This window comes from Marinifilum sp. D714 (genome assembly GCF_030851345.1).
Taxonomy (GTDB): Bacteria; Bacteroidota; Bacteroidia; order Bacteroidales; family Marinifilaceae; genus Marinifilum.
This window is the reverse complement of sequence record NZ_JALPNU010000039.1, coordinates 1-22868: the sequence shown is the minus strand read 5'-3', so window position 1 is coordinate 22868 and position 22868 is coordinate 1. Positions and strand designations below refer to the sequence as shown.

Genomic DNA, 22868 nt, shown 5'->3' with positions numbered 1-22868 from the left:
GGGGAGATACCAAAGTGGCCAACTGGGGCGGACTGTAACTCCGCTGACTTTCGTCTTCGTAGGTTCGAATCCTGCTCTCCCCACAAAATTGGATTGAAAACGTTCAATCTTTGAAAAGTATTCTTGCGGGAATAGCTCAGTTGATAGAGCATCAGCCTTCCAAGCTGAGGGTCGCGGGTTTGAGTCCCGTTTCCCGCTCAAAATTTTGGAGAGATGGCAGAGTGGTCGAATGCGGTGGTCTTGAAAACCATTGTACGGCAACGTACCGGGGGTTCGAATCCCTCTCTCTCCGCCTTCGCCCGCCATAGCAATTTATTGCGATGGCGGGTTTTTGTTCTTATAAACTTGTGCTATATTATTGGATTTATTAGATTGGGCTACGGCGGATGAAATCCGCTTCTTCAAGATAAAGCTCATGGTTTCCCTAAGTTTCCCCGTAGGTTTTTCAATAATTATAGACCTATTATTTTAAAAGCCTCACTTTTGATAATTTAAATAGATGCAGTAAATTAATGATCAATTAATTTGCAATTATGTATTACGTCTATATTTTGCATTGTTCAAACGCTAAACTTTATACAGGCTGCACTTCTAATTTGAAGGAACGTCTGGAAAGAGATCAAAATGGTTATGTTCCTGCAACAAAGAATATTCGTCCTGTAAAATTGATAAGCTATATAGTGTTTTCAGATAAATACAAGGCTTTTGAATTTGAGAAATATTTAAAATCAGGATCGGGAAGAGCTTTTGTAAAAAGGCACTTGGTATAAATTTTAAAACTTCCGTTCTAAACTGTCAATTCACCAACAAACCCTCTTACTACATAGTATACTTACCTGTTATAATCTGAATGTAAAAGTCCCTTTAGTATTTTAAAGGTTCTATCCAGACAAAGCCAAAATTTATATCTGAAACCGTACATCAATTTGTCCGATATCGAACATGAAAATAAATCCACTATAGTGTTAGTTATTGAAACAGTGTTGGTTGTATTTTTTGGCACTATCTCTGATGGTATCGTGGAGAATATCTAAAAAAGATGTTCATATTTACTAACTGACTACGCGTTTTAATACAAATATCGAAACGAAATTTGGGGTAAATAATAAGTAGATGTGATGATTGATTTGATGTAGTCTAATTTTTAAACCCACTAACAAATTAAAAAAGTATTATGAGAGAAAAACTACTAATAGTTGTTTTGTTGTTGTTGAGCTTTACAGTTTTTGCAGAAACTGAAATCACAACTGCAGTAAAAAGCGGTTCATTAACGGGTGTAATATTAGATCAGAAAACTAAAGAACCACTGCCATATGTAAATGTAGTGATACGTGATGCCAATGAAAAAATTCTTACCGGAGGGATTACTGATGTTGAGGGAAAGTTCACTATTAAGAAGATCCCTGAGGGGAAAAATGTGGTTGAAATACAATTTATGGGATACAAACCCTATAAAAGACAATTGGATTTTTCTAAAACAAAAGCGCATAAATTGGGCACTGTTCATTTGGAAGAAGACACAGAGATGTTGGGAGAGGTGACGGTTAGAGCTGAATTGTCTACCATTACTCAGAAAATCGACCGTAAGGTGGTAAACGTCGGGAAAGACCTTACTGCTGCTGGTGCTACTGCTTCCGAAGTTTTGGACAATGTACAATCGGTAAGTGTAAATAGTCAGACTGGTGCGGTTAGCCTACGAGGTAACGAGAATGTAAGAATATTGGTTGATGGTAAACCTACCAATATCAGTCCATCACAATTGTTGCAACAGATTCCTTCAACATCCATTAAAAGTATCGAGTTAATTACCAACCCTTCGGCAAAATACAATCCCGAAGGAATGAGTGGAATTATTAATATCGTTTTGAACAAGAATGCCAATATTGGTTTTAATGCCAATGTAAATATGGGGGTAACACGTGGAAAAAATACACGTGCCAATGGTTCATTCGATATGAATTACAAGCAAGGGAAAGTGAACTTTTTCCTAAACTATGGAGCAAATGGAGGAAAGCGAAATAATTATGGTGATGTTTTAAGAAGCGCTTTGGATGAGAATGGAGAGGCAATCCTAGAAGATGATCTTTATCAGAAATTTAATTTCGATAGTGAAAATTACTCTCATTTATTAAAAGTAGGTGCTGATGTTTATTTGAACGAAAAGAATACACTTTCTTTTTACACAACACAGAACTTTCGCGATGGTGATTTTGAAGGAACAACCAAGATTTACAGAGGGAATAGTTTGGATTTCCACAATTTGATGAATTCAAAAACCGATAATTCAACAGGAACCTATAATGTTAATTATAAAATCGATTTTGAGAAAGAAGGACATAATCTGGAGTTTGAAGCTACCTATAGTGAGAGTGATGCTCCTGAAGATGCATCTTATAGAGAATTGCTAAATCCAGATGATCGCAATTCCAATTACACTGATAATATTGAAAATGAATATACCAATACACTTTTGAATTTAGATTACACAAATCCTTTGTCGGAAAACACAAAGCTGGAAATGGGTTTGGAGTTAAGACTGAATGATACAGATAACTTACGAGTAACTGATCAATATGATTTTACCAATACTAAAGTTGATAATTCGGCATTTAGCTACGACAGAAGTATCTATTCGGGATATGTGAATTTAAATCACAAAATCGATAAGTTTTCGATGCAAGTTGGTGCCAGATTGGAGCAATATGAAGTGGATGGAGATTTTATGAAAGGTGACGAGAAAGCAAAATATACTGATAGTAGATTTACGGTATATCCTTCGGTATTCTTCACCTTTAATCCAAGTGAGAGAAATCAATTTCAGTTGAGCTATAGTCGTAGAGTCGATCGTCCTTCAATCAGGCAGGTAAATCCTATTCGAGAGTGGAGTACGCCTTTGATTAGCTCTTTTGGAAATCCTGAATTGGATCCTCAGTTTACTAACTCATTTGAGTTCAATTACACAAAGGGATTAAAGAAAGGATCGGCTACGTTTGGAGTATTCTATCGAAGAGTAAGTGGAAATATCTCTAGAGTTTTGAATAAAGATCCGCAAGATATTGAAAAGGTAGAAATGTCGTATTATAACACCAATGACAACGATCGTTATGGTGTGGAGCTATCGGCAAATTACCGATTCTTCAAGTGGTGGTCGATGAATGCAAGTTCCGATTTGTATATCCAGAAAGAAACAGGTGTTTCGAATGGCGAGAACTTAGAGATTACCAACAATTCATTCAATGTGCGTGTTGCCAATAGTTTTACTGCAACCAAAAAGTTAAGATTTCAGCTGTTTGCCATGTATCGTGGTGGCGGAAAAGATTTGCAGTTCGAGGTTGATCCGATGTGGATGATTAATACCGGTGCAAGCTACCGTGTGCTGAAAGGAAAAGGTACCATTACCTTTAGGGTGAACGACATTTTTGAAGGAATGAAGTTCAAGTTTGATTCGGAAGTACCATACCGTCAAAATGGTGAGTTCCATTGGGAAAGTAGAACTGCTTATTTAGGATTCTCTTACCGATTTGGTAGTGGTAAAAACAAAGCCAAACAACGCAAACGCAGAGATAATCGCGAAACGCAAGGTGGCGGTGGTTTCATGTAATAGGAATCTTTCACAACTACATACAATTAGTTTAATTGCAATCTCCCTGTTCAGTAATGAGCAGGGAGATTTTTTTATTGTATATTTTCATCTGTAATTTGAATGTATTGTGTTTTAGTTATTTCTGGTGAGTATCTGATTTAGATGGTCATATGAGTTAAAATGATTATATTTATTATTCTGATGAGATGAAATGGAAGAATGCTTGTGGATAAAACATGTGAGATAATTATTAACCTTAAATAATATATCATGAAAAAACTAGTAGCAGAGTTTATTGGAACCCTTTGGTTGGTATTGGGAGGATGTGGTAGTGCTGTATTGGCAGCAGCTTATCCCGAATTGGGAATTGGCTTCGTAGGTGTTGCTATTGCTTTTGGGTTAACTGTTCTTACCATGGTTTATGCAATTGGACATATTTCTGGTTGTCATTTAAATCCTGCGGTGTCATTTGGTTTGTGGGCTGGTGGACGATTCGATGGAAAGGAATTAATACCTTATATTATTGCACAGGTATTGGGAGGAATTGCAGGAGCCGGTATTCTGTATATGATAGCAAGTGGAAAACCAGGATTTGAGCTGGGTGGATTCGCTGCAAACGGGTTTGGAGAACATTCGCCTGGTGGTTATGGAATGCTTTCGGCATTAGTATGCGAGATGGTGATGACTTTCATGTTTTTGCTTATCATACTTGGGGCAACGCATTCAAAAGCTCCTGCTGGTTTTGCAGGTATCGCAATAGGTTTAGGCTTGACCTTGATTCATTTGATTAGCATACCAGTTACCAATACATCGGTGAATCCGGCCCGAAGCTCCAGCCAGGCATTATTTGTTGGTGATTGGGCAATGGATCAATTATGGTTGTTTTGGTTGGCACCAATTGTAGGGGCTATTCTGGCAGGTTTGGCCTATAAATTTATGTCGCCAGAGAAAGAGTAATACTAAATGATGATAAATGATAGAGTGTACTCAGGGTGCACTCTTTTTGTATGGAATGGTTGTTATGATATTGATAATTGGTAAATAATGAGAAAGTTATTTTTGACATTCATCTGTAGTGTCTTTTTTATTTTTGGACATGCCCAAAGTTTTTCTGATCAGTTAGCAATTGCTGCAAAAGAACTTACCAAACAACATGTGGTTTACGACCCATCTTACTTTGCGATTGATTACCCCAATGGTGATGTTCCCGCAGATCGTGGAGTATGTACTGATGTGGTGATTCGTGCTTATCGAATGTTGGGAATCGATTTGCAAAAGGAGGTGCATGAGGATATGAAGGCCAATTTTGCTCTGTATCCTAAAAACTGGGGACTGAAAACCACCGATAAGAACATCGATCACAGAAGAGTGCCGAATTTGATGACTTTTTTCGAGCGCAAAGGCATGATCAAAGCCAAAACCAGAAATCTAAAGGATTATTTGCCTGGTGATATCGTTTGTTGGGATCTGGGTGGAGGAATAACACATATTGGAATTGTAATTGACCAGATGTCTCGAGATGGGAAAAGACCATTATTTGTTCATAACATTGGAGCAGGACAGGTGGTGGAAGATTTGCTGAATAAGTATACCATTATTGGGCATTATTCTTACCAGAAATAAAACTTTTCCCCAAGGGATAAATCAAAGTAATAATTATTTCTAAATTGTCATAAGCTATTGATATTGCTAATAATCTTCTGTATTTTCAATAGACTTTAAAATTAGTACTAACCTAAATGCATATATCATGACAACACTTAATGTTTACCTTGCTTTTAATGGAAATTGCGAAGAGGCTTTTGATTTTTACAAATCGGTTTTGGGAGGTGAGTTTAGCCATGTAGCTCGATTTGGCGAAATGCCTCCTTCAGACAGCTGTCCGCCAGTTGCAGAAAAAGATAAGAATCTGATAATGCATGTCTCTTTGCCAATCAGTAAGGAAACTGTGCTAATGGGTAGCGATTCTTCAGAGGCATTCGGACCACTTCCAACGCAGGGGAATAACTTTTCCTTATCGCTAAATACAGATTCAAAGGAAGAAGCCGATCGCATTTTTGCGGGGCTATCTGCAGGAGGAAAAGTAATCATGCCAATGGATAAAACCTTCTGGGGATCGTATTTTGGAATGTTTACCGATAAATTTGGGATTCAGTGGATGGTGAGTTTTGAATTGGAACCGCATTGATCTGCAAGTATAAAGTATAAAGTAGAGCCGCAAGGAATTGCGGCTTTTCTATTTATAATGGTTTGATATAGAAATGATTTTGGATAAATGTTATTAATCCAAACTATTAAACTACCTTTGCCGCTCATTTTTATAAGCATATGACATTTGACAAATTAGATATTGTAGAACCGATATTGAGAGCGATAGAGGCGAAAGGTTATACAAATCCCACTCCCATACAGGCGGAGGCAATTCCAGTTTTATTACAAAAAAGAGATCTTTTAGGTTGTGCCCAAACAGGAACAGGGAAAACGGCAGCCTTTGCCATTCCCATTCTTCAGAATTTATTGGAAGATGGCCACGGAAAGGTAAAACGAAAAATAAAAGCTTTGGTGGTTACGCCAACAAGAGAGTTGGCCATACAAATTGGTGATAGTTTTACCGAATACGGACAGAATACGGGGATCAAAAATACTGTAATTTTTGGTGGGGTTAAGCAAGGAGCGCAAACCGAGGCATTGGCCAATGGTGTTGATGTGTTGGTAGCTACTCCTGGTAGATTGTTGGACTTGATTAATCAAGGTTTTATCTCTTTGCGAGAAATCAGGTATTTTGTGTTGGATGAGGCCGATCAGATGTTGGATATGGGGTTCATTTACGATATCCGAAGAATTATAGATCAGTTGCCAAAGCGAAGACAATCATTGTTCTTTTCGGCTACCATGCCTCCTAAAATTGTGAGTCTGTCGAAGCAGATTTTGGGAAATCCTGAAAAGATTACCATTCAGCCACAGCAAACTACGGCTGAAAGGGTTGAACAGTCCATCTATTTTACCAGCAAGAATAAGAAGTCAAAACTTCTAACGCACCTGCTAAAATCAAGAGAGTTGGGATCTACCTTGGTATTTTCGAGAACAAAGTATGGAGCCGATAAAATAGCAAGAATTCTAAGAAAAGCCGATATCAATACAGAGGCCATTCATGGTAACAAAACGCAGAATTCGAGACAGAAGGCTCTGAATAATTTTAAGGAGGGAATAACCAAGGTGTTGGTTGCAACCGATATTGCCGCACGTGGAATTGATGTTGCTGGTTTGGCTTTGGTAGTGAATTACGATTTGCCAAATATTCCGGAATCATACGTACACCGAATTGGCAGAACGGGTAGAGCCAGTGCAAGTGGCGAGGCCATATCTTTTTGCAGTCAGGATGAGTTGCCATATTTAAAGGATATTCAACGCTTGATCCGAAAAACCATTCCGGTAATGAAAGATCATCCTTTTCCAGCTGAGGAGATGCCAGATTTGCCAAAGGAGGAAAAGAATACAGAAAAGAAAACCGAGAAGAAAAAGCCACGATCGCGTTCGGGTAAATCAAATGGTTCTGGCAAGAAGGATTGGAGAAGAAGGTCTAACTCCAAAGGTAGATCAGGTTCTCAAAACAGATCGGGATCACAGAAAAGCTCAGGTAAGAAAAGATCATTTAAAAAATAAGCTATGGATCAGAAAGGTTTTGACAAAATCAGAAAGATTAAGAAGGAGCATAAAGAGGCTTATAATCCTTGGAACCGAGAAGATGATGATGAATTGATCAACTTGTTTTTTGATGGTATGCCCGTTGGCGAAATGGCCATTAAACTAAAGAGAACCAAAGGAGCTGTTCGTGCTCGTATTCGCAAAATGGAACTCACAAAGATCAAAAAGAAATAGTAAAATTAAAAGAATTTAGCAAGTGCTAAGTCGCATATATAAGGCCGAATAGAGAAATCTGTTCGGCCTATTTTTATAATATATTTTTTTAAAAACAATAAGATTGTTTTTTTGTTTGATTAATCATTTTCAATTGCTAATATTATGCTGAATTATCAAATCCAACAATTTATAAAATGAGAAAATTTTTCTGCCTTCTAATTGTGCCGTTAATTCTCTTAACAGCAATCAATTCATGTAAGAATAAAAAAGTAACCAAACGAAAAGTCGATCCTGGATTTGGACAGTATATTGCTGCATTTACCTCGGGAGTGGTGTCTGCGGAATCGATTATTGAAGTTCGATTGGTGGATGATTATAAGAATCCGATTGAGCCAGGACAGGAATTAGAGGGAGGAATCTTTACTGTTACACCAAAATTGAGTGGTAAAGCTTACTGGAAAGATCCAAGAACCATTGAGTTTAGATCCGATTCGAGAATGAAATCGGGTGGTGTTTACAATGTAAATGTAAAAATCGGTAAATTGATGGAAGTGCCTGAAAAGTATAACAATTTGAAGTTTAATTTTCAGGTAATTAAGCAAAGCTTCAGTTTTACCGGTGAAGGCTTACAATCCTATGACAAAAGCGATATGAAGTCGCAGAAATACAAAGGTTACCTTACCACTGCAGATATAATTAATGACGATGAAATTGAATCTGTCTTAACGGCAAGCTTGGATGGAGAAGAGAAGCCAATTAGCTGGACTCATACTGGCGATGGTAAAATTCACCATTTTGTAGTGGATAGTTTGTTAAGAACCGAAGATAAAAGAGAGTTGATAGTTCGATGGGATGGAAATAGAATTGCTGTTGATGAGAAGGGAAAAGAAGAGGTGGAGATCCCTGCTCTGAATGTATTCAAATTAATGAGCGCAACAGTGATTCAACAGCCAGAGCAATATGTTTCTCTTCGTTTTTCCGATCCTTTAAAGAAAGATCAAAACCTAAAAGGGTTAATTCGTATTGATGCTCAATCAACTTTCAGATTTATTATTGATGGAAATGAAGTAAGAGCATATCCGCAATACAGATTGGCAGGACGCAGAACCATTGAAATTGAAGAAGGTATCAAGAATGCTTTGGATTACTCTTTAAAAAAGAGCAAGAAATTAGAATTGGTTTTTGAAAACATTAAACCGGCAGTTCGCTTGTTGGGTAAAGGTGTTATTTCTCCTTCATCACAGGGATTGATTTTGCCATTTGAAGCAGTTAGCTTAAAGGCAGTGGACTTGCGCGTTATCGAAATTTTCGAAAGCAATGTTCATCAGTTCCTGCAGGATAACAGAATGGGTGGACACGAAAGATTGAGAAGAGTTGGTCGTTTGATTTTACAAAAACGTATTGACTTAGGGAAAAATGAAGCCATTGACCTTAGAAAGTGGAATGCTCATACCATTGATGTTGCCAGTTTTATTGATGTTAACCCTGGAGCAATCTATCGATTGGAACTTCGATTCAGAAAAGAATATTCATTGTACGGCTGCGAGGACGAAAAAGAAAAAGATAGCAATTTGGCATCGGTGGATGAAATGATTGCTGAGCAGGAGTTGGAAAACGAAATGAAGGAATGGGATAAACCAGGATGGTACGATGATTACTTTTATCCAAGAGGATACAATTGGAATGAAAGAGAGAATCCTTGTCATGTTTCCTATTATCGATCAGGAAGATTTATTAACCGCAATATATTTGCTTCTGATTTGGGTTTAATTGCAAAGGCTGGAAACAATAAATCAATCACTTTTGCAGTAACCAACCTGCTTACAGCACAACCTGAAACTGGTGTTGAGTTGGAGATTTACAATTATCAGAAGCAACTAATGGCCAGAGTGAAGTCTGATAATCAGGGATTCGCCACTGTACAATTGGATAGAAAACCTTTCCTTTTGGTAGCCAAGAAAGGTAGCCAAAGAGGATACCTTCGTCTTGATGATGGTTCGTCTTTGTCCTTAAGTAATTTTGATGTTGGTGGAGCAAGAATTCAGAAGGGAATTAAAGGATATATTTATGGAGAGCGTGGGGTTTGGAGACCGGGAGATAAGCTGTTCCTTACTTTTGTGCTGGAAGATGCAGGAAAAACTTTACCAGAGAATCATCCTGTAATCTTTGAATTGTTGAATCCGGAAGGACAAACTGTTGTGCATAGAGTGAGCACAAGTGGGGTAAATGGATTTTATTCATTCAACTGCGAAACAGATGCTGAAGCTCCAACAGGAAACTGGATGGCAAGAGTAAAAGTTGGAGGAGCGAGTTTTACCAAAATGATAAAAATAGAAACGGTAAAGCCAAATCGTTTGAAAATTAATTTGGATTTCGGAACTGAGATATTAAAATCAAAAGCTTCAGGTCAAAATCTTGACATGGAAGTGAAATGGTTGCATGGTGCTACAGCGCGCAATTTAAAGTCAAATGTTAGCCTTAAATTTTCGCCTACCAAAACATCATTTAAAAAGTACAAATCATACATTTTCGATGATCCTGCCAAAGAGTTTGAAGCGGATGAGCAAGTGGTATTCGATGGTAAGGTGGATCAGAATGGAAAGGCTGTTGTTCCTCTTAACCTGAAAGGAAACAAATCGGCTCCGGGAATGTTGAATGCGAATTTTGTGACCAGAGTGTTTGAAGAAGGTGGCGATTTTAGTATCGACATGCAGAGGGTGAAATTTGCACCATACAATTCTTTTGTCGGGATGAAAATGCCGGAATCGAAACGAGGCTGGTACCTGACAGATACAGATCATGAACTGAAAATTGCTACTGTTGATGCAGAAGGAAATCCTGTTGACAGGAAAAAAATTGTGGTGAAGGTTTACAAAATTGGCTGGCGCTGGTGGTGGGATTCGAGCGAAGAAAATTTGGCATCCTATATCAGAAGATCATCTACTCGAATTGTTGATTATAAAACCATTTCAACTAAAAATGGACAAGCTACCTATAAGTTGAATATTGAATACAATGACTGGACTGATTATGGACGTTATTTGATTCAGGTATTTGATCAGGAGAGTGGTCACTCAACTGGAACTACGGCTTATTTCTCGGAATATTATGGAAGATCACCGGAAGGAATGCCAGGCAATGCAAATATGCTTTCGTTTGTTTCGGATAAAGACAAATATGAAGTTGGAGAGGAAGCAACAATTACCATTCCTTCATCGAAAACAGGAAAAGCATTGGTGAGTATCGAAACAGGTGCTAAAGTTTTGGATGCCTTTTGGGTTGAAACCGATTCTCGAGAGTCGAAGTTTAGCTTTAATATTACTCCTGACATGGCACCAAATGCCTATGTGAATGTAAGCTTAATTCAACCACATGCCAATGTTGAGAATGATTTGCCGATCAGAATGTATGGTGTAATTCCTATTATGGTGGAAGATCCTGCTACACGATTGAATCCTCAAATTGATATGCCAGAGGTTCTTGAGCCTGAGAAGGAATTTGTGGTGAATGTATCGGAAAAAGATGGCAAACCAATGACTTATACCATTGCTGTTGTTGATGATGGATTGTTGGATTTAACCCGATTCAAAACTCCTAATCCGTGGTATACATTTTATGCTCGTGAGGCGCTTGGGGTTAAAACCTGGGATATGTTCGACTTGGTAATGGGTGCATTCGGAGCTCGTTTGGAGAATGCATTTGCCATTGGTGGTGATGAGGATTTGAAAGGCAAGAAGCAGGCCAAAGCCAATAGATTTAAACCTGTGGTAATGTTTTACGGTCCGTTTACTTTACACTCGGGAGATTCTAAAAAGCACAGAATTGAAATGCCAAACTATGTGGGTTCTGTAAGAACTATGGTTGTGGCTGGAAACAAGGGAGCTTATGGGAATGCCCAGAAAACATCGAAGGTTCGCAAACCATTAATGGTATTGGCAACCTTGCCTAGAGTGGTTGGTCCGGATGAAACCGTGAAATTACCAGTTACTGTTTTTGCTATGGATCCAAAGGTGAAAGATGTAAAAGTTAGGATTCAGCCTAATGAATACTTGATTCCTCAGGATGGTAAAGAGAAAGCCATTGTGTTTGAAAAAACAGGCGAGCAAGTGGTTAATTTTGATTTAAAAGTTGCTGCTAAGCTTGGTATTGCTAGAGTAAAGGTGATCGCCGAAAGTGGTAATTTAAAAGCTACATATGATATTGAATTGGATGTTCGTAATCCGAATCCAAGAGTTGTTAATGTTACTGATACGTTATTGACCAATGGAAAAACATTTGAAATGGCGGTTGATTTGCCGGGAATGGAAGGAACCAACAAGGCCGTTTTAGAACTTTCAAATATTCCTCCTATCGATTTTGGTCGTAGATTAGAATACTTGATTGATTATCCTCATGGATGTATTGAGCAAACTACTTCTTCGGTATTCCCTCAAATGTATTTGAATGGAGTTGTCGAATTAACAGCAGACCAAAAAGTAAGAATTGAAGAGAATATTCGTGCTGGTTTAACTCGATTACTGAAATTCCAATTGGCGAATGGTGGTTTTAGTTATTGGCCGGGAGGAAACTATGCAAGTTCTTGGGGAACAAGTTATGCAGGTCACTTTATGTTGATGGCTGAAGAGAAAGGATATACTCTTCCTATCGGATTAAAATCATCATGGTTGAAGTATCAAAAATCTGCTGCCAAATCATGGAAAAAATCTACTTATGAAGGTTATTCTTATCGAAGAAATGATCTGCTTCAGGCATATAGATTATATACTTTAGCATTGGCAGACGAGCCTGATTTGGCATCGATGAATAGATTACGAGAACAAAGCAATTTATCGAATGATGCAAAGTGGAGATTGGCTGCAACCTATAGAATTATAGGTAAAAAAGAAGTTGCAGAAGAGTTAATTTCAGGATTGAGCACCGAAGTAAAATCGTATCGAGAGCACTCCGGTAGTTTTGGATCTTCATTGCGTGATAAAGCTATGATTTTGGAAACCTTAAGTCTTTTAGACCAAAGGACAAAAGCTTTTCCATTGGTTCAGGAAATATCTAAAAAATTGTCTAGCGATTCATGGATGAGTACCCAAACGACAGCCTATTGTTTGGTGGCTATGGCTGAATTTGCAGGTGGTGAAAATCCAGGGCAAATGTCATTCTCTTACACCTTAAATGGTAAAACTGAGGAGATGATAAGTAACAGTCCTGTAAAACAGATTCCAATAGACGTGAAATCTGGCAAACCAAATGTGAGGATAGAGAATTTGTCAGATGCAGTTCTTTACACCAGAGTAATTGCCAGTGGAATTCCTGTTGCAGGCGATAATACTGCTGTTGAGAAGAATCTGAAATTAAGAATTGTCTACAAGGATATGCAAGGAAATGTTATTGATGTAAGTAAATTACAACAAGGAACAGATTTTAAAGCAGAGTTAACAATCGAAAATCCAAGTGTAAACAAATATGAGCAAATGGCCCTGACTCAAATCTTCCCATCGGGTTGGGAAATTCTGAATACTCGATTTGGAGAGGTAGATCAGGTAAATGAAAACGATATGCCGGATTATCAGGATATCAGAGATGATCGTGTTTACTCTTATTTTGATTTGGACCGATATAAAGACAAAACATTTACCATTGCTTTAACTGCTGCTTATGTAGGTAAATATTATTTGCCAACCATTTCTTGTGAGGCAATGTACGATAATAACATTAATGCCCGCAAACCGGGTCAATGGGTTGAGGTTGTAAAATAAAATCATAAGAAAACCTGTTAGGATATAGTTCTGGCAGGTTTAATTTCTGATGAAAATATTGAATGTAAGATATTGTAAATCGAGAAAATGCCGCATTTTATTGTTGGCATTTTTTCTGTTATTGATTTTGTTTTGGTTTTCATTGCCAAAACAGCTTTTTCATGATCCTTATTCTACAATTTTGTATTCGAAGGAAAACAAATTGTTGGGAGCCAGAATTGCAGATGATGGTCAGTGGAGGTTTCCTCAAATAAAAGAAGTGCCAAAGAAATTTGAGAAATCCTTATTGGCTTTCGAAGATCAATACTTTTATTCTCATCCTGGAGTGAATCCTGTTTCGATGGGAAGAGCGCTCATTCAAAATTTGAAAGCCGGGAAAGTTGTAAGTGGTGGAAGTACCATTAGTATGCAGTTGATTCGAATTTCCCAAAAAGGCAAATCAAGAACGGTATATCGTAAGATTCTTGAAATGATTTTGGCGTTCCGATTGGAGGTTCGATATTCTAAAGAAGAAATTTTGGCTTTGTATTCTTCTCATGCTCCTTTTGGGGGAAATGTGGTTGGATTGGAAGCTGCATCCTGGCGATTTTTTGGCCGTACTCCTGATGAATTGTCATGGGCAGAAGCCACAACCTTGGCTGTTTTACCAAATGCACCATCTTTGATTTATCCGGGAAAGAATAGCACGACATTGCAAAGGAAACGAAATGGATTGTTGGATAAATTGTACAGGATTGGCGAAATTGATTCAACCACTTGTGAATTGGCAAAACTTGAGGATGTTCCTCGTCGAATTCACCATTTGCCAAGAGTTGCACCTCATTTGTTGGATCAGGTGCATAAAAAGAATAAAGGGGAGAGAGTTGTTTCTACCATCAATTTTGGATTGCAGAGCAGGGTAAATGAAATTGTTAAAAGACACCAAAAGAATCTTGAGGCAAATCAAATTTACAATATGGCTGTTTTGGTAGTTGAAACTAAAAGCAGATCGACTTTGGTTTATGTTGGAAATACTGAAAATACAGGAAAAAGAAAGCATGGTAACCAGGTTGATATTATTCGTTCACTTAGAAGTACCGGCAGCCTTTTGAAACCATTTTTATTTGCCAGCATGCTAAACGAAGGCGAAATTTTACCCAATACCTTGGTTGCAGATATTCCAACACAAATTGCAGGTTATTCACCGAAGAATTTTGATTTAAAATATAATGGAGCAGTTCCTGCACAAAAAGCTTTGGCAAGATCATTAAATGTTCCTGCAGTACGAATGCTTCGTGATTATGGTGTTGAACGTTTTCATTTCTTTCTGAAAAAGATGGGAATGTCTAGCTTGAACAGGCCAGCGGGACATTATGGTTTGTCACTAATATTGGGAGGTGCAGAGGGAAGTCTTTGGGATATGTGTGGCATGTATGCCAGCATGGCTGGAATTTTGAATCATTACAACACAGAGGATGGAGTATATTATTCAAACGAATTTCAAACGCTTCAATATACCGGAGATTCAATTCTATGGAAGAATCCCGATTCCCAGGCATTTTTAAAAGCATCATCTGTTTATCAAACATTCGAAGCATTGTTGGAGGTAAATCGTCCTGATGGAGAAAGCGGTTGGAGGTCTTTTTCTTCATCGCAAAAAATAGCATGGAAGACAGGAACCAGTTTTGGATTTAGAGATGCGTGGGCCATTGGTGTAACATCTGATTATGTGGTTGGTGTATGGGCAGGAAATGCCGATGGAGAAGGTAGGCCAGGTTTAACCGGAGTTGGAGCAGCTGCACCCATAATGTTTGACGTGTTTGATTTATTACCAAAAAGTGAATGGTTCCAGCAACCTGTTGAAGAGATGGAATTGGTTCCTATTTGTAGAAATAGCGGACACAGAGCAGGGAGGTGGTGCGATCAGGTTGATACGGTTTGGATTGGAAGAGCTGGACTGGAAACAGATGTTTGTCCCTATCACAAACAAGTGCATTTGGATGCTACAAAAAGATATCGGGTAAATTCGGATTGTGAAAGTGTAAACAAGATGGTGCACAAATCATGGTTTGTTTTGCCGCCGGCAATGGAATGGTATTATAAAAAAAGAAATCCATTGTACAGACCCTTACCTCCATTTAGGGATGATTGTGTTGGAGTAGCTGAATCGCAAGCTATGGAATTGATTTATCCCAAATCAAACGACAGGATATTTGTACCTATTGGCTTGGATGGTAAACGGGAGAAAATTGTATTTGAAATTGCCCATCATGATCCTGATGCAAATGTTTATTGGCATCTGGATGGAGAGTTTATTGGAACAACTTGTGGGAATCATCAGTTAGAAATTGCTCCGGGAGAAGGAAAGCATTTGATAACATTTGTTGATGAAGAAGGCAACTCCCTGTCAAAGCAATTTGAAATTGTTGGAAAACAGGAACATCAATTGAATTACTAAAATTAGGGGTTATGCTTATTAAAAATCAGTAAAAAGAAGTATTTTGGGGCAAAATAACTTGTAACAAAAAAATCAACATGTTTCTTCTGTTTTTCTACCTCTTTTTGGCTTTGTTTGTTTCTTTTCTGTGTTCAGTAATGGAATCGGTACTTCTTTCTACACCAGTATCGTTTTTGAATGTGAAGAAGGAAGAAGGAGTAAAATCTGCCAACACTTTTATTAAGCTAAAAGAAAATATTGAGAGGCCATTATCTGCAATTCTTTCGCTAAACACAATCGCCCATACAATTGGAGCAGCTGGAGTTGGTGCCGAAGCTACAAAACTATTTGGAGAGGTTTATTTTGGTGTTATATCCGCTGTGTTGACTTTTCTAATTTTGATATTCTCAGAAATTATTCCAAAAACCATAGGAGCATTGTACTGGAGAAATCTGGCTATTGTTTCGGGTTTAATTATTAATGCAATGGTTTTTATAACCTATCCATTGGTAATTTTAACTGGCTATATCTCAAAAATATTTTCACGTGGTGAAGATGAGGTTTCAGTGAGTCGTGAAGAGATTTCGGCAATGGCAAATATTGGAACGGAAGAAGGTGTGTTTGAAGAAAAAGAGAACAGAATCATTCAGAACTTGATTAAATTAAAGAGCCTAAATGTTACTCAGATAATGACACCAAGAGTTGTGGTTGCAGTAGCAAATGAAAATATGCTTTTAAAGGATTTTTTGACTGACAAAAGATATCTATACTATTCCAGAATACCTGTTTACAAGGAAAATAAAGATAATATAACAGGCTATGTGTTTAGGCAAAGTGCTTTTGAAAAGATGTCCGATTCGAGCGAAAACTTGATCCTAAAGGATGTTGCTCGACCGATTGTAGTGGTTTCAGAATTTCAGACTTTACTGAATGCTTGGGATAAATTACTCAAAGAGAAAGAGCATATTGCATTGATAGTGGATGAGTATGGAGGCATGGATGGTATTGTAACCATGGAAGATATTATTGAAACATTGCTTGGTTTGGAAATTATTGATGAGCGTGACAAGATTGTAGATATGCAGCAATACGCTAAGGAAAGATGGAAGGAAAGAAAAGCCAAGTACAATATATTTGAAGATTAAATCGGACTAATAGAGTGCCCAAATGAATTATAATAAGGTTTTTTGTGAGGTTAATAAGTTATTAAAATCTCATGTAGACAATGGTGCTGTGGCATCCTACATACCAGAATTGCAAAAAGTGTCTCCTGATAAGTTTGGTGTGCATCTATGTACTGTGGATGGAGAAAATTATGCTTTTGGTGATTCGGAGGAAAAATTTTCTATCCAAAGTATTTCTAAGGTTTTATCATTAACCTTGGCTTTTGAATTAGAAGAGGATGAACTTTGGAAAAGAGTTGGTGTTGAGCCTTCAGGAAATCCGTTTAATTCATTGGTTCAGTTGGAATACGATGAAGGAATTCCTCGAAATCCATTTATTAATGCAGGAGCTATCGTAATTGCTGATGTGTTGGTGAGTAAATTTAAAAATCCCAAGAAAGATTTTATCGATTTTATCCGACAATTGTCTGGTAACAACCAAGTAGATTATTGCGATCGTGTTGCACAATCTGAAAAATCGAAAGGATATAGAAATGCAGCTTTATGTAACCTGATGAAATCATTTGGGAATATAGAGAATGATATTCATGAAGTAATTGATTTTTACTTTGATTTGTGTTCTATAGAGATGACCTGTAGTGAGTTGGCGCGAACGTTCTTATTCTTGGCTAATTACGGTAAAGATCCTGTAAGCGGTGATAAAATAATTAGTTCTAGCAAGTCGAAGCGAATTAATGCCGTAATGCAGCTATGTGGTTTGTACGATGAGGCAGGTGAATTTTCCTTCAAAGTAGGATTGCCTGGGAAAAGTGGTGTAGGTGGAGGAATTGCCGTAGTGCATCCTGGTAAATACAGTATGGTAGTTTGGAGTCCTCGTTTGAATAAAAAAGGCAACTCAAATAAAGGCGTAAGGTTTTTAGAAGAGTTCACCAGCTATACTGAATCTTCAATTTTTTAATTTCTTGGAGATATTTGCTAAAGAGATTCAATTGGCTATCTTTAGAATTATTCTAAACATTAACTATTGTCAAAATTACCATGAATCAGCTTATTGAAATTAACTCTTCGGAAGATATCCTTTCGAAGTACCAGAATACCCCTATTGCACTGCTATTAGAATACCATAATCTTAAAAAGCCTTTTACCGATTATACCAAAGCAGAGTTGTTGGTAGGAATGTGTATGGATCATAGGAAACATTTGAATATTCCTGAGAACTTTTCCTATATCATTCGCACGGGTGGAGCTAATCTTCGATACAGTGAATTTAAAGTATCATACGCCATATCAGTCGGAGGTATAAAGCATATCGCATTGATTGGACACAACAATTGTGGTATGGTAAATTTGGTATCTAAAAAAGAGCAATTTATTGATGGATTGGTGAATAATGGCGGCTGGAGCAAGGAAAGAGCAGAAGAACATTTTAACAATTTTGCTCCAATGTTCGAAGTTGGAAATGCTGCTGAATTTGTTGCCATGGAAGCAAAAAGGTTGCGCAAAAAGTATCCAAATATTGATGTTGCACCGCTGTTTTACAATGTTGATAACAACAAAATGTATATGATTGAGGAGTGATGGTAAGAAATATTCCATTACTTTTGTCAACCTTTAAATATTAATAACAGGCGATTTAAGGAATGGAATATACCCGATTAAACAAGGCAATTGCAGAAACAGGATATTGTTCACGTAGAGAAGCTGATAAACTGATTGAAACGGGCAAGGTGAAAGTGAATGGCAAAGTAGCTGAAATGGGGTTAAAGGTTACAAGTTCTGATGAAATTTCTGTTAAAGGTCAAGTTGTAACAAAAACTGTTCGGAATATTTATCTTGTATTTCACAAGCCTGTAGGAATTACATGTACTACCGACCTTCGGGTTAAAGGAAATATTGTCTCCTATATCAATTATCCAGAAAGAATATTTCCAATAGGTAGATTGGATAAACCGAGTGAAGGATTGATATTTATGACCAACGATGGGGACATTGTGAATAAAATTCTTCGCTCAAGAAATAATCACGAAAAGGAATATATTGTTCGTGTAAATAAAAAAATTACCAACGACTTTATACGCAGAATGAGTAATGGGATTCCAATTTTGGATACGGTTACCAAAAAGTGTAAGGTTTGGAAGGTAAACAATCATACATTCAAAATTATACTTACCCAAGGATTGAATCGCCAGATTCGTAGAATGTGTGAATATTTAGGTTATGAGGTTACCATGCTAAAACGTCTTAGAATCATGAATATTGATTTGGGAACTTTAAAACCTGGTAAGTATCGTTCATTTACTAAAAAAGAGCTTAGAGATTTGTTGAATTTGTGTGAAGATTCGCGTAAGACTCATGATGAATTATAGTCTCAATCATTTTTTATAAGTTACAGCCTTACCATTTAATGTGTCCCAATGTGAAGTTTGGCTTGAGTTTGATATGGTTTTAGTTGGAATTTTTACAAATTCGTGCAGAAATATCTGGATATTTTAAGCGGGTTTTTGAGAATTTAGGTCAAAAGCAGTAAAATCAATAAAGGGGAGCTCTATTTACAACACCTTCTTATTAAAACTTCCTTAAAATACCCTTCTCTTCCAACCTAATTTTTAATGTAAATCTAACTTTCTGGAGACAGAGTTTTACGTAGAACTCACGTTATTTAATCTCAATTTGAATAATATAATATTTCTGCACAAAACTTCTCATTATCAGTGAGATGATTTCTTGTTTAAGAAAACTTAGCTTTTAATTGAGGTTTTTACAAACTTTAATCATTAAATTTACGTAGTTAAAGAAGTAAAAATAATCATTCGTCAAAAATGAATTGTTGTGAGAGAATAGTGAGCCTAAGTAAAAAGAGGAGGGAAAATGAATAAACTTTTACGACTGTTTTGTTCTACGTGCTTTTTATTAATTGGTTATCATTTTGGGATGGCACAAATTGTAAGTCCTCAAAATGATACCACTATTTGTGTCGGAGAATCTGTTACACTTCAAGCGGCACCAGGCTCTTATATGTACAATTGGAATACGGGAGATTTGTCAAAGAACATCACTGTGTCACCTACAACAACTACTACTTATTCCCTTAGAGTTTTTGTTCCTGATCGAGCAACAGAATTAATCGCAAATGGTGATTTCGATTCTGGAAATACAGGTTTTTATAGTGAGTATGTTTATTGTCCCGATCCAATATTATCTTCTTCTAATCATTCACATCCTCAGTCTTTATGGGAGGAGGGAAGGTATGCAGTAGACGATAATCCGAATGAATATCATGCAAATTTTTCACCTTGTGGAGGTCATTCTGGAAATAGTCCTGACAATTACTTAATTGTAAATGGCGCACCAGATGAAAATGTTGTTGTGTGGAGTCAAACCATTACAGTCAATCCAAACCAATATTACGCTTTTTCTACTTGGGCTTGTAACGTGCATCCAACCAATCCAGCTCGTCTTGAGTTCATGATTGATGGAGTACTCATGGGTGACTATATCGAACCAAGTTCTGGATCTACTTGTAATTGGGAGGAATTTTATTCATTATGGTATTCTGGTTCGAAAACATCAATAGAAATTTCAATCGTAAATAAGAATTTAATTCGAAGTGGTAATGATTATGCTTTAGACGGTATTTCATTTAATCCATTGGTAGAAGTTCCTGATTCAAGGACTGTGAATGTAGTAGATCCTGCAACGGTAAATGCTGGGCCCGATCAAACAATATGTGGGAATATACAGGCTAATCTATCAGCTTCGGTTTCAAATAATACAGGGTTTTATTGGACAAGCTCTGGTGATGGAACATTTTCAAACCCCAACGATATTAATTCAAGGTATCTACCCGGAATCAATGATAGAATAAGTGGTTTTGTGGTTTTAACGGCGAATGCTGTTTCAAATTCTCCTTGTGGATTAGTAACTGATCAGTTAAGGTTGAATTTAAACCCTGTTCCAGCAATAGGATTTGGAGATCATATCGCTTCCTGTGGTGGAGGTGATGTAACATTGGATGCAGGAAATCCGGGCTCAACATATCAATGGAATACAGGTGAAACATCGAAAACCATTACCGTTTCTACAGATGGCGACTATTCAGTAGAAGTGACCAATGCTTTTGGTTGTGTTGAATCGGATACGGTTCATGTAGGATTCTATGCAGATTTGAATATTGACTTAGGTCCAGATAAAACAGTTTGTAGTGGAGAACCAGTTGTTTTAGATGCCGGTATTTCAGGAGCAAGCTATCTGTGGAGTACTGGAGAGACTACACAGGAAATAATTGTTTATAATGCAGGTAATTATTCGGTTACAGTAACCAATTCGTATGGATGTAATGCTGCTGATGATATCGATGTTAACCTTGTTCCTCCTCCAACAGTTGATTTAGGACCGGATCAAGAGATTAATGATGGAGATGTGATCATGCTGGATGCGGGGAGTCATTTTAGATACACTTGGGATGATGGATCGAGAGGAAGATATTTAAATGTTGATAAAGCTGGTTTATATGCTGTTCGCGTAATGGATATTAATGGATGTTCTGCAATGGATATGATTAATATTACTAGCTCATCTGGAACAATACCACCTGTTACACTAAATGATACTATTATTTGTAGAGGAGAATCAGTAGAGTTATATGCAGGAAATGATTTTCTATTCAATTGGGATGTAGATGGTCTATCTTCGCGTGTTGTAGTGACACCAGATTTTACTACTACCTATAATTTAAGAGTGTTTTATGTAGACAAAACTTTGGAACTGGTAAATAATGGTGATTTCACTTTAGGGAATATAGGTTTTCAGAGTGATTACTACTATTGTTCGAGAGCTTGGAGTTGGTCTTGTAGAACAAGAAGTAGTAAGTATACAATTGATAATGATACGGATATTTTTGGCTCAGATAAAAGTGATTGTGGCGGAGTTACCGGCAATTCGAACGATAATGTTCTGGTTGTTGAAGGAGGAAATGTAAACACAACGGTTTGGGAACAGGATATTGCTGTGGATGCAGATAGTTATTATACTTTCTCATTAAATGTGACAAATTTAAAGAACTCCAGTTTCAATGATTTTGAGGTAATTATTAATGGTAAAGTTACTATGAATTTTAGTACTTCCAATCCTTGTAATTGGACAGAATATAAAACCTTAGTTTATTCGGGAACGGATTCTCAATTAAATATTAAAATTAATAATATATCTACTTCAGGTAGCGATAATGCATTTGCTTTTGATGGTATTAGTATGTTCAAATTGGCAGAGATTCCATTAGATGTGACAGTAACAGTAGTTCAACATGTAATTGCGGATGCAGGTATAGATTTATCAATTTGTGAATCAGGAATCGCCTCTTTAAATGGTACGGTTCAAAATGAATCTTCTTTTGCATGGAGAACTTTTGGAGACGGTACATTTGATAACAACAATAGTTTAAATGCAAATTATACTCCAGGTTTAACCGATATAGCGAATGGATATGTAGATCTTGAGTTAAGCGCTCAACCGATTGCTCCATGTACTGTACCCGATTTGGATACACTACGCGTGGATATTAATTCAAACCTATCAGTTGACTTAGGGCTTGATAGAGAATTTTGTCAAGGAGATTCGGTTACACTCACAGCGAATTTTGCAGGTGGAACTTATTTATGGAATACCGGAGAGACGAGTCAGTCTATTGTTGTAAAAACAGCAGGAAATTATTCTGTTATCGTTACAGACATTAATGGTTGTACTGGAAAGGATGATGTTGACGTAAGAGTATTTTCCAATCCTGTTATCAACTTAGGACCTGATCAAGTAACATGTGATGGAGTTGCTATTATGTTGGACGCTGGACACCCGGGTTCATCATATGTTTGGAGTAATGGAGAAACTCTTCAAGCCATTTTAACTCCAATTGGAGGCAACTATTCTGTAGTTGTAACTGATGTAAATGGTTGTGTTGGAATGGATGATGCTAATATCATTGTCAATATGCCTCCAACAGTGAACCTTGGACCAGATCAGGAAAGCTGTGCTGGTGGTACAATCACCTTGGATGCAGGTAATCCGGGATCAAGCTACCTATGGTCAAATGGGGCAACGACTCAAACCATAACTGTAAATACAAGTGGAAACTATTCAGT

At 37.3% G+C, this 22868-nt stretch carries 14 protein-coding genes and 3 tRNA genes; all 17 read left to right on the top strand.

Annotated elements, in window-relative coordinates; all coding sequences use genetic code 11:
* A tRNA-Tyr gene (locus M0051_RS18940) sits at positions 1–83 on the top strand.
* A 42-nt stretch (positions 84–125) separates the two neighbouring features.
* A tRNA-Gly gene (locus tag M0051_RS18935) sits at positions 126–198 on the top strand.
* A gap of 9 nt (positions 199–207) precedes the next feature.
* A tRNA-Ser gene (locus M0051_RS18930) sits at positions 208–292 on the top strand.
* A gap of 241 nt (positions 293–533) precedes the next feature.
* Entirely contained in the window at positions 534–770 is a 237-nt protein-coding gene (locus M0051_RS18925) for a GIY-YIG nuclease family protein (protein WP_306743134.1), read from the top strand.
* A 404-nt stretch (positions 771–1174) separates the two neighbouring features.
* Positions 1175–3601: a TonB-dependent receptor domain-containing protein gene (locus M0051_RS18920; protein ID WP_306743133.1), complete on the top strand. Its 2427-nt coding sequence runs from the start codon at positions 1175–1177 to the stop codon at positions 3599–3601.
* Between the two features lie 252 nt (positions 3602–3853).
* Complete coding sequence (gene aqpZ / locus M0051_RS18915; protein WP_306743131.1) at positions 3854–4540, top strand: aquaporin Z; 687 nt, start codon at positions 3854–3856, stop codon at positions 4538–4540.
* Positions 4541–4627: 87 nt separating this feature from the next.
* A complete protein-coding gene (locus M0051_RS18910) occupies positions 4628–5206 on the top strand; it encodes a DUF1287 domain-containing protein (protein ID WP_306743130.1) in 579 nt (192 codons plus the stop codon).
* A 127-nt stretch (positions 5207–5333) separates the two neighbouring features.
* Entirely contained in the window at positions 5334–5771 is a 438-nt protein-coding gene (locus M0051_RS18905) for a VOC family protein (protein WP_306743128.1), read from the top strand.
* A gap of 140 nt (positions 5772–5911) precedes the next feature.
* On the top strand, positions 5912–7246 hold the full coding sequence (locus M0051_RS18900) for a DEAD/DEAH box helicase (protein WP_306743127.1): 1335 nt from the start codon (positions 5912–5914) through the stop codon (positions 7244–7246).
* A gap of 3 nt (positions 7247–7249) precedes the next feature.
* Entirely contained in the window at positions 7250–7462 is a 213-nt protein-coding gene (locus M0051_RS18895) for a hypothetical protein (protein ID WP_306743126.1), read from the top strand.
* A gap of 176 nt (positions 7463–7638) precedes the next feature.
* Positions 7639–13194: an alpha-2-macroglobulin gene (locus M0051_RS18890; RefSeq protein ID WP_306743125.1), complete on the top strand. Its 5556-nt coding sequence runs from the start codon at positions 7639–7641 to the stop codon at positions 13192–13194.
* 49 nt (positions 13195–13243) lie between these two features.
* Entirely contained in the window at positions 13244–15631 is a 2388-nt protein-coding gene (gene pbpC, locus M0051_RS18885) for a penicillin-binding protein 1C (RefSeq protein WP_306743124.1), read from the top strand.
* A 77-nt stretch (positions 15632–15708) separates the two neighbouring features.
* On the top strand, positions 15709–16755 hold the full coding sequence (locus M0051_RS18880; protein WP_306743123.1) for a CNNM domain-containing protein: 1047 nt from the start codon (positions 15709–15711) through the stop codon (positions 16753–16755).
* Between the two features lie 22 nt (positions 16756–16777).
* Positions 16778–17692 (top strand): glutaminase, encoded by a 915-nt coding sequence (locus tag M0051_RS18875; protein ID WP_306743122.1) that lies wholly within the window; start codon positions 16778–16780, stop codon positions 17690–17692.
* Positions 17693–17772: 80 nt separating this feature from the next.
* Positions 17773–18312 (top strand): carbonic anhydrase, encoded by a 540-nt coding sequence (locus M0051_RS18870; protein ID WP_306743121.1) that lies wholly within the window; start codon positions 17773–17775, stop codon positions 18310–18312.
* Positions 18313–18374: 62 nt separating this feature from the next.
* On the top strand, positions 18375–19100 hold the full coding sequence (locus M0051_RS18865; protein WP_306743120.1) for a pseudouridine synthase: 726 nt from the start codon (positions 18375–18377) through the stop codon (positions 19098–19100).
* Between the two features lie 502 nt (positions 19101–19602).
* A partial coding sequence (locus M0051_RS18860; RefSeq protein ID WP_306743119.1) for a hypothetical protein occupies positions 19603–22868 on the top strand: 3266 nt, incomplete at its 3' end.

Bases quoted from the DNA above. Each gene is read 5' to 3' on its own strand.
- M0051_RS18925 (WP_306743134.1), top strand. From the start codon at position 534: ATGTATTACGTCTATATTTTGCATTGTTCAAACGCTAAACTTTATACA.
- M0051_RS18920 (WP_306743133.1), top strand. From the start codon at position 1,175: ATGAGAGAAAAACTACTAATAGTTGTTTTGTTGTTGTTGAGCTTTACA.
- aqpZ (WP_306743131.1), top strand. From the start codon at position 3,854: ATGAAAAAACTAGTAGCAGAGTTTATTGGAACCCTTTGGTTGGTATTG.
- M0051_RS18910 (WP_306743130.1), top strand. From the start codon at position 4,628: ATGAGAAAGTTATTTTTGACATTCATCTGTAGTGTCTTTTTTATTTTT.
- M0051_RS18905 (WP_306743128.1), top strand. From the start codon at position 5,334: ATGACAACACTTAATGTTTACCTTGCTTTTAATGGAAATTGCGAAGAG.
- M0051_RS18900 (WP_306743127.1), top strand. From the start codon at position 5,912: ATGACATTTGACAAATTAGATATTGTAGAACCGATATTGAGAGCGATA.
- M0051_RS18895 (WP_306743126.1), top strand. From the start codon at position 7,250: ATGGATCAGAAAGGTTTTGACAAAATCAGAAAGATTAAGAAGGAGCAT.
- M0051_RS18890 (WP_306743125.1), top strand. From the start codon at position 7,639: ATGAGAAAATTTTTCTGCCTTCTAATTGTGCCGTTAATTCTCTTAACA.
- pbpC (WP_306743124.1), top strand. From the start codon at position 13,244: ATGAAAATATTGAATGTAAGATATTGTAAATCGAGAAAATGCCGCATT.
- M0051_RS18880 (WP_306743123.1), top strand. From the start codon at position 15,709: ATGTTTCTTCTGTTTTTCTACCTCTTTTTGGCTTTGTTTGTTTCTTTT.
- M0051_RS18875 (WP_306743122.1), top strand. From the start codon at position 16,778: ATGAATTATAATAAGGTTTTTTGTGAGGTTAATAAGTTATTAAAATCT.
- M0051_RS18870 (WP_306743121.1), top strand. From the start codon at position 17,773: ATGAATCAGCTTATTGAAATTAACTCTTCGGAAGATATCCTTTCGAAG.
- M0051_RS18865 (WP_306743120.1), top strand. From the start codon at position 18,375: ATGGAATATACCCGATTAAACAAGGCAATTGCAGAAACAGGATATTGT.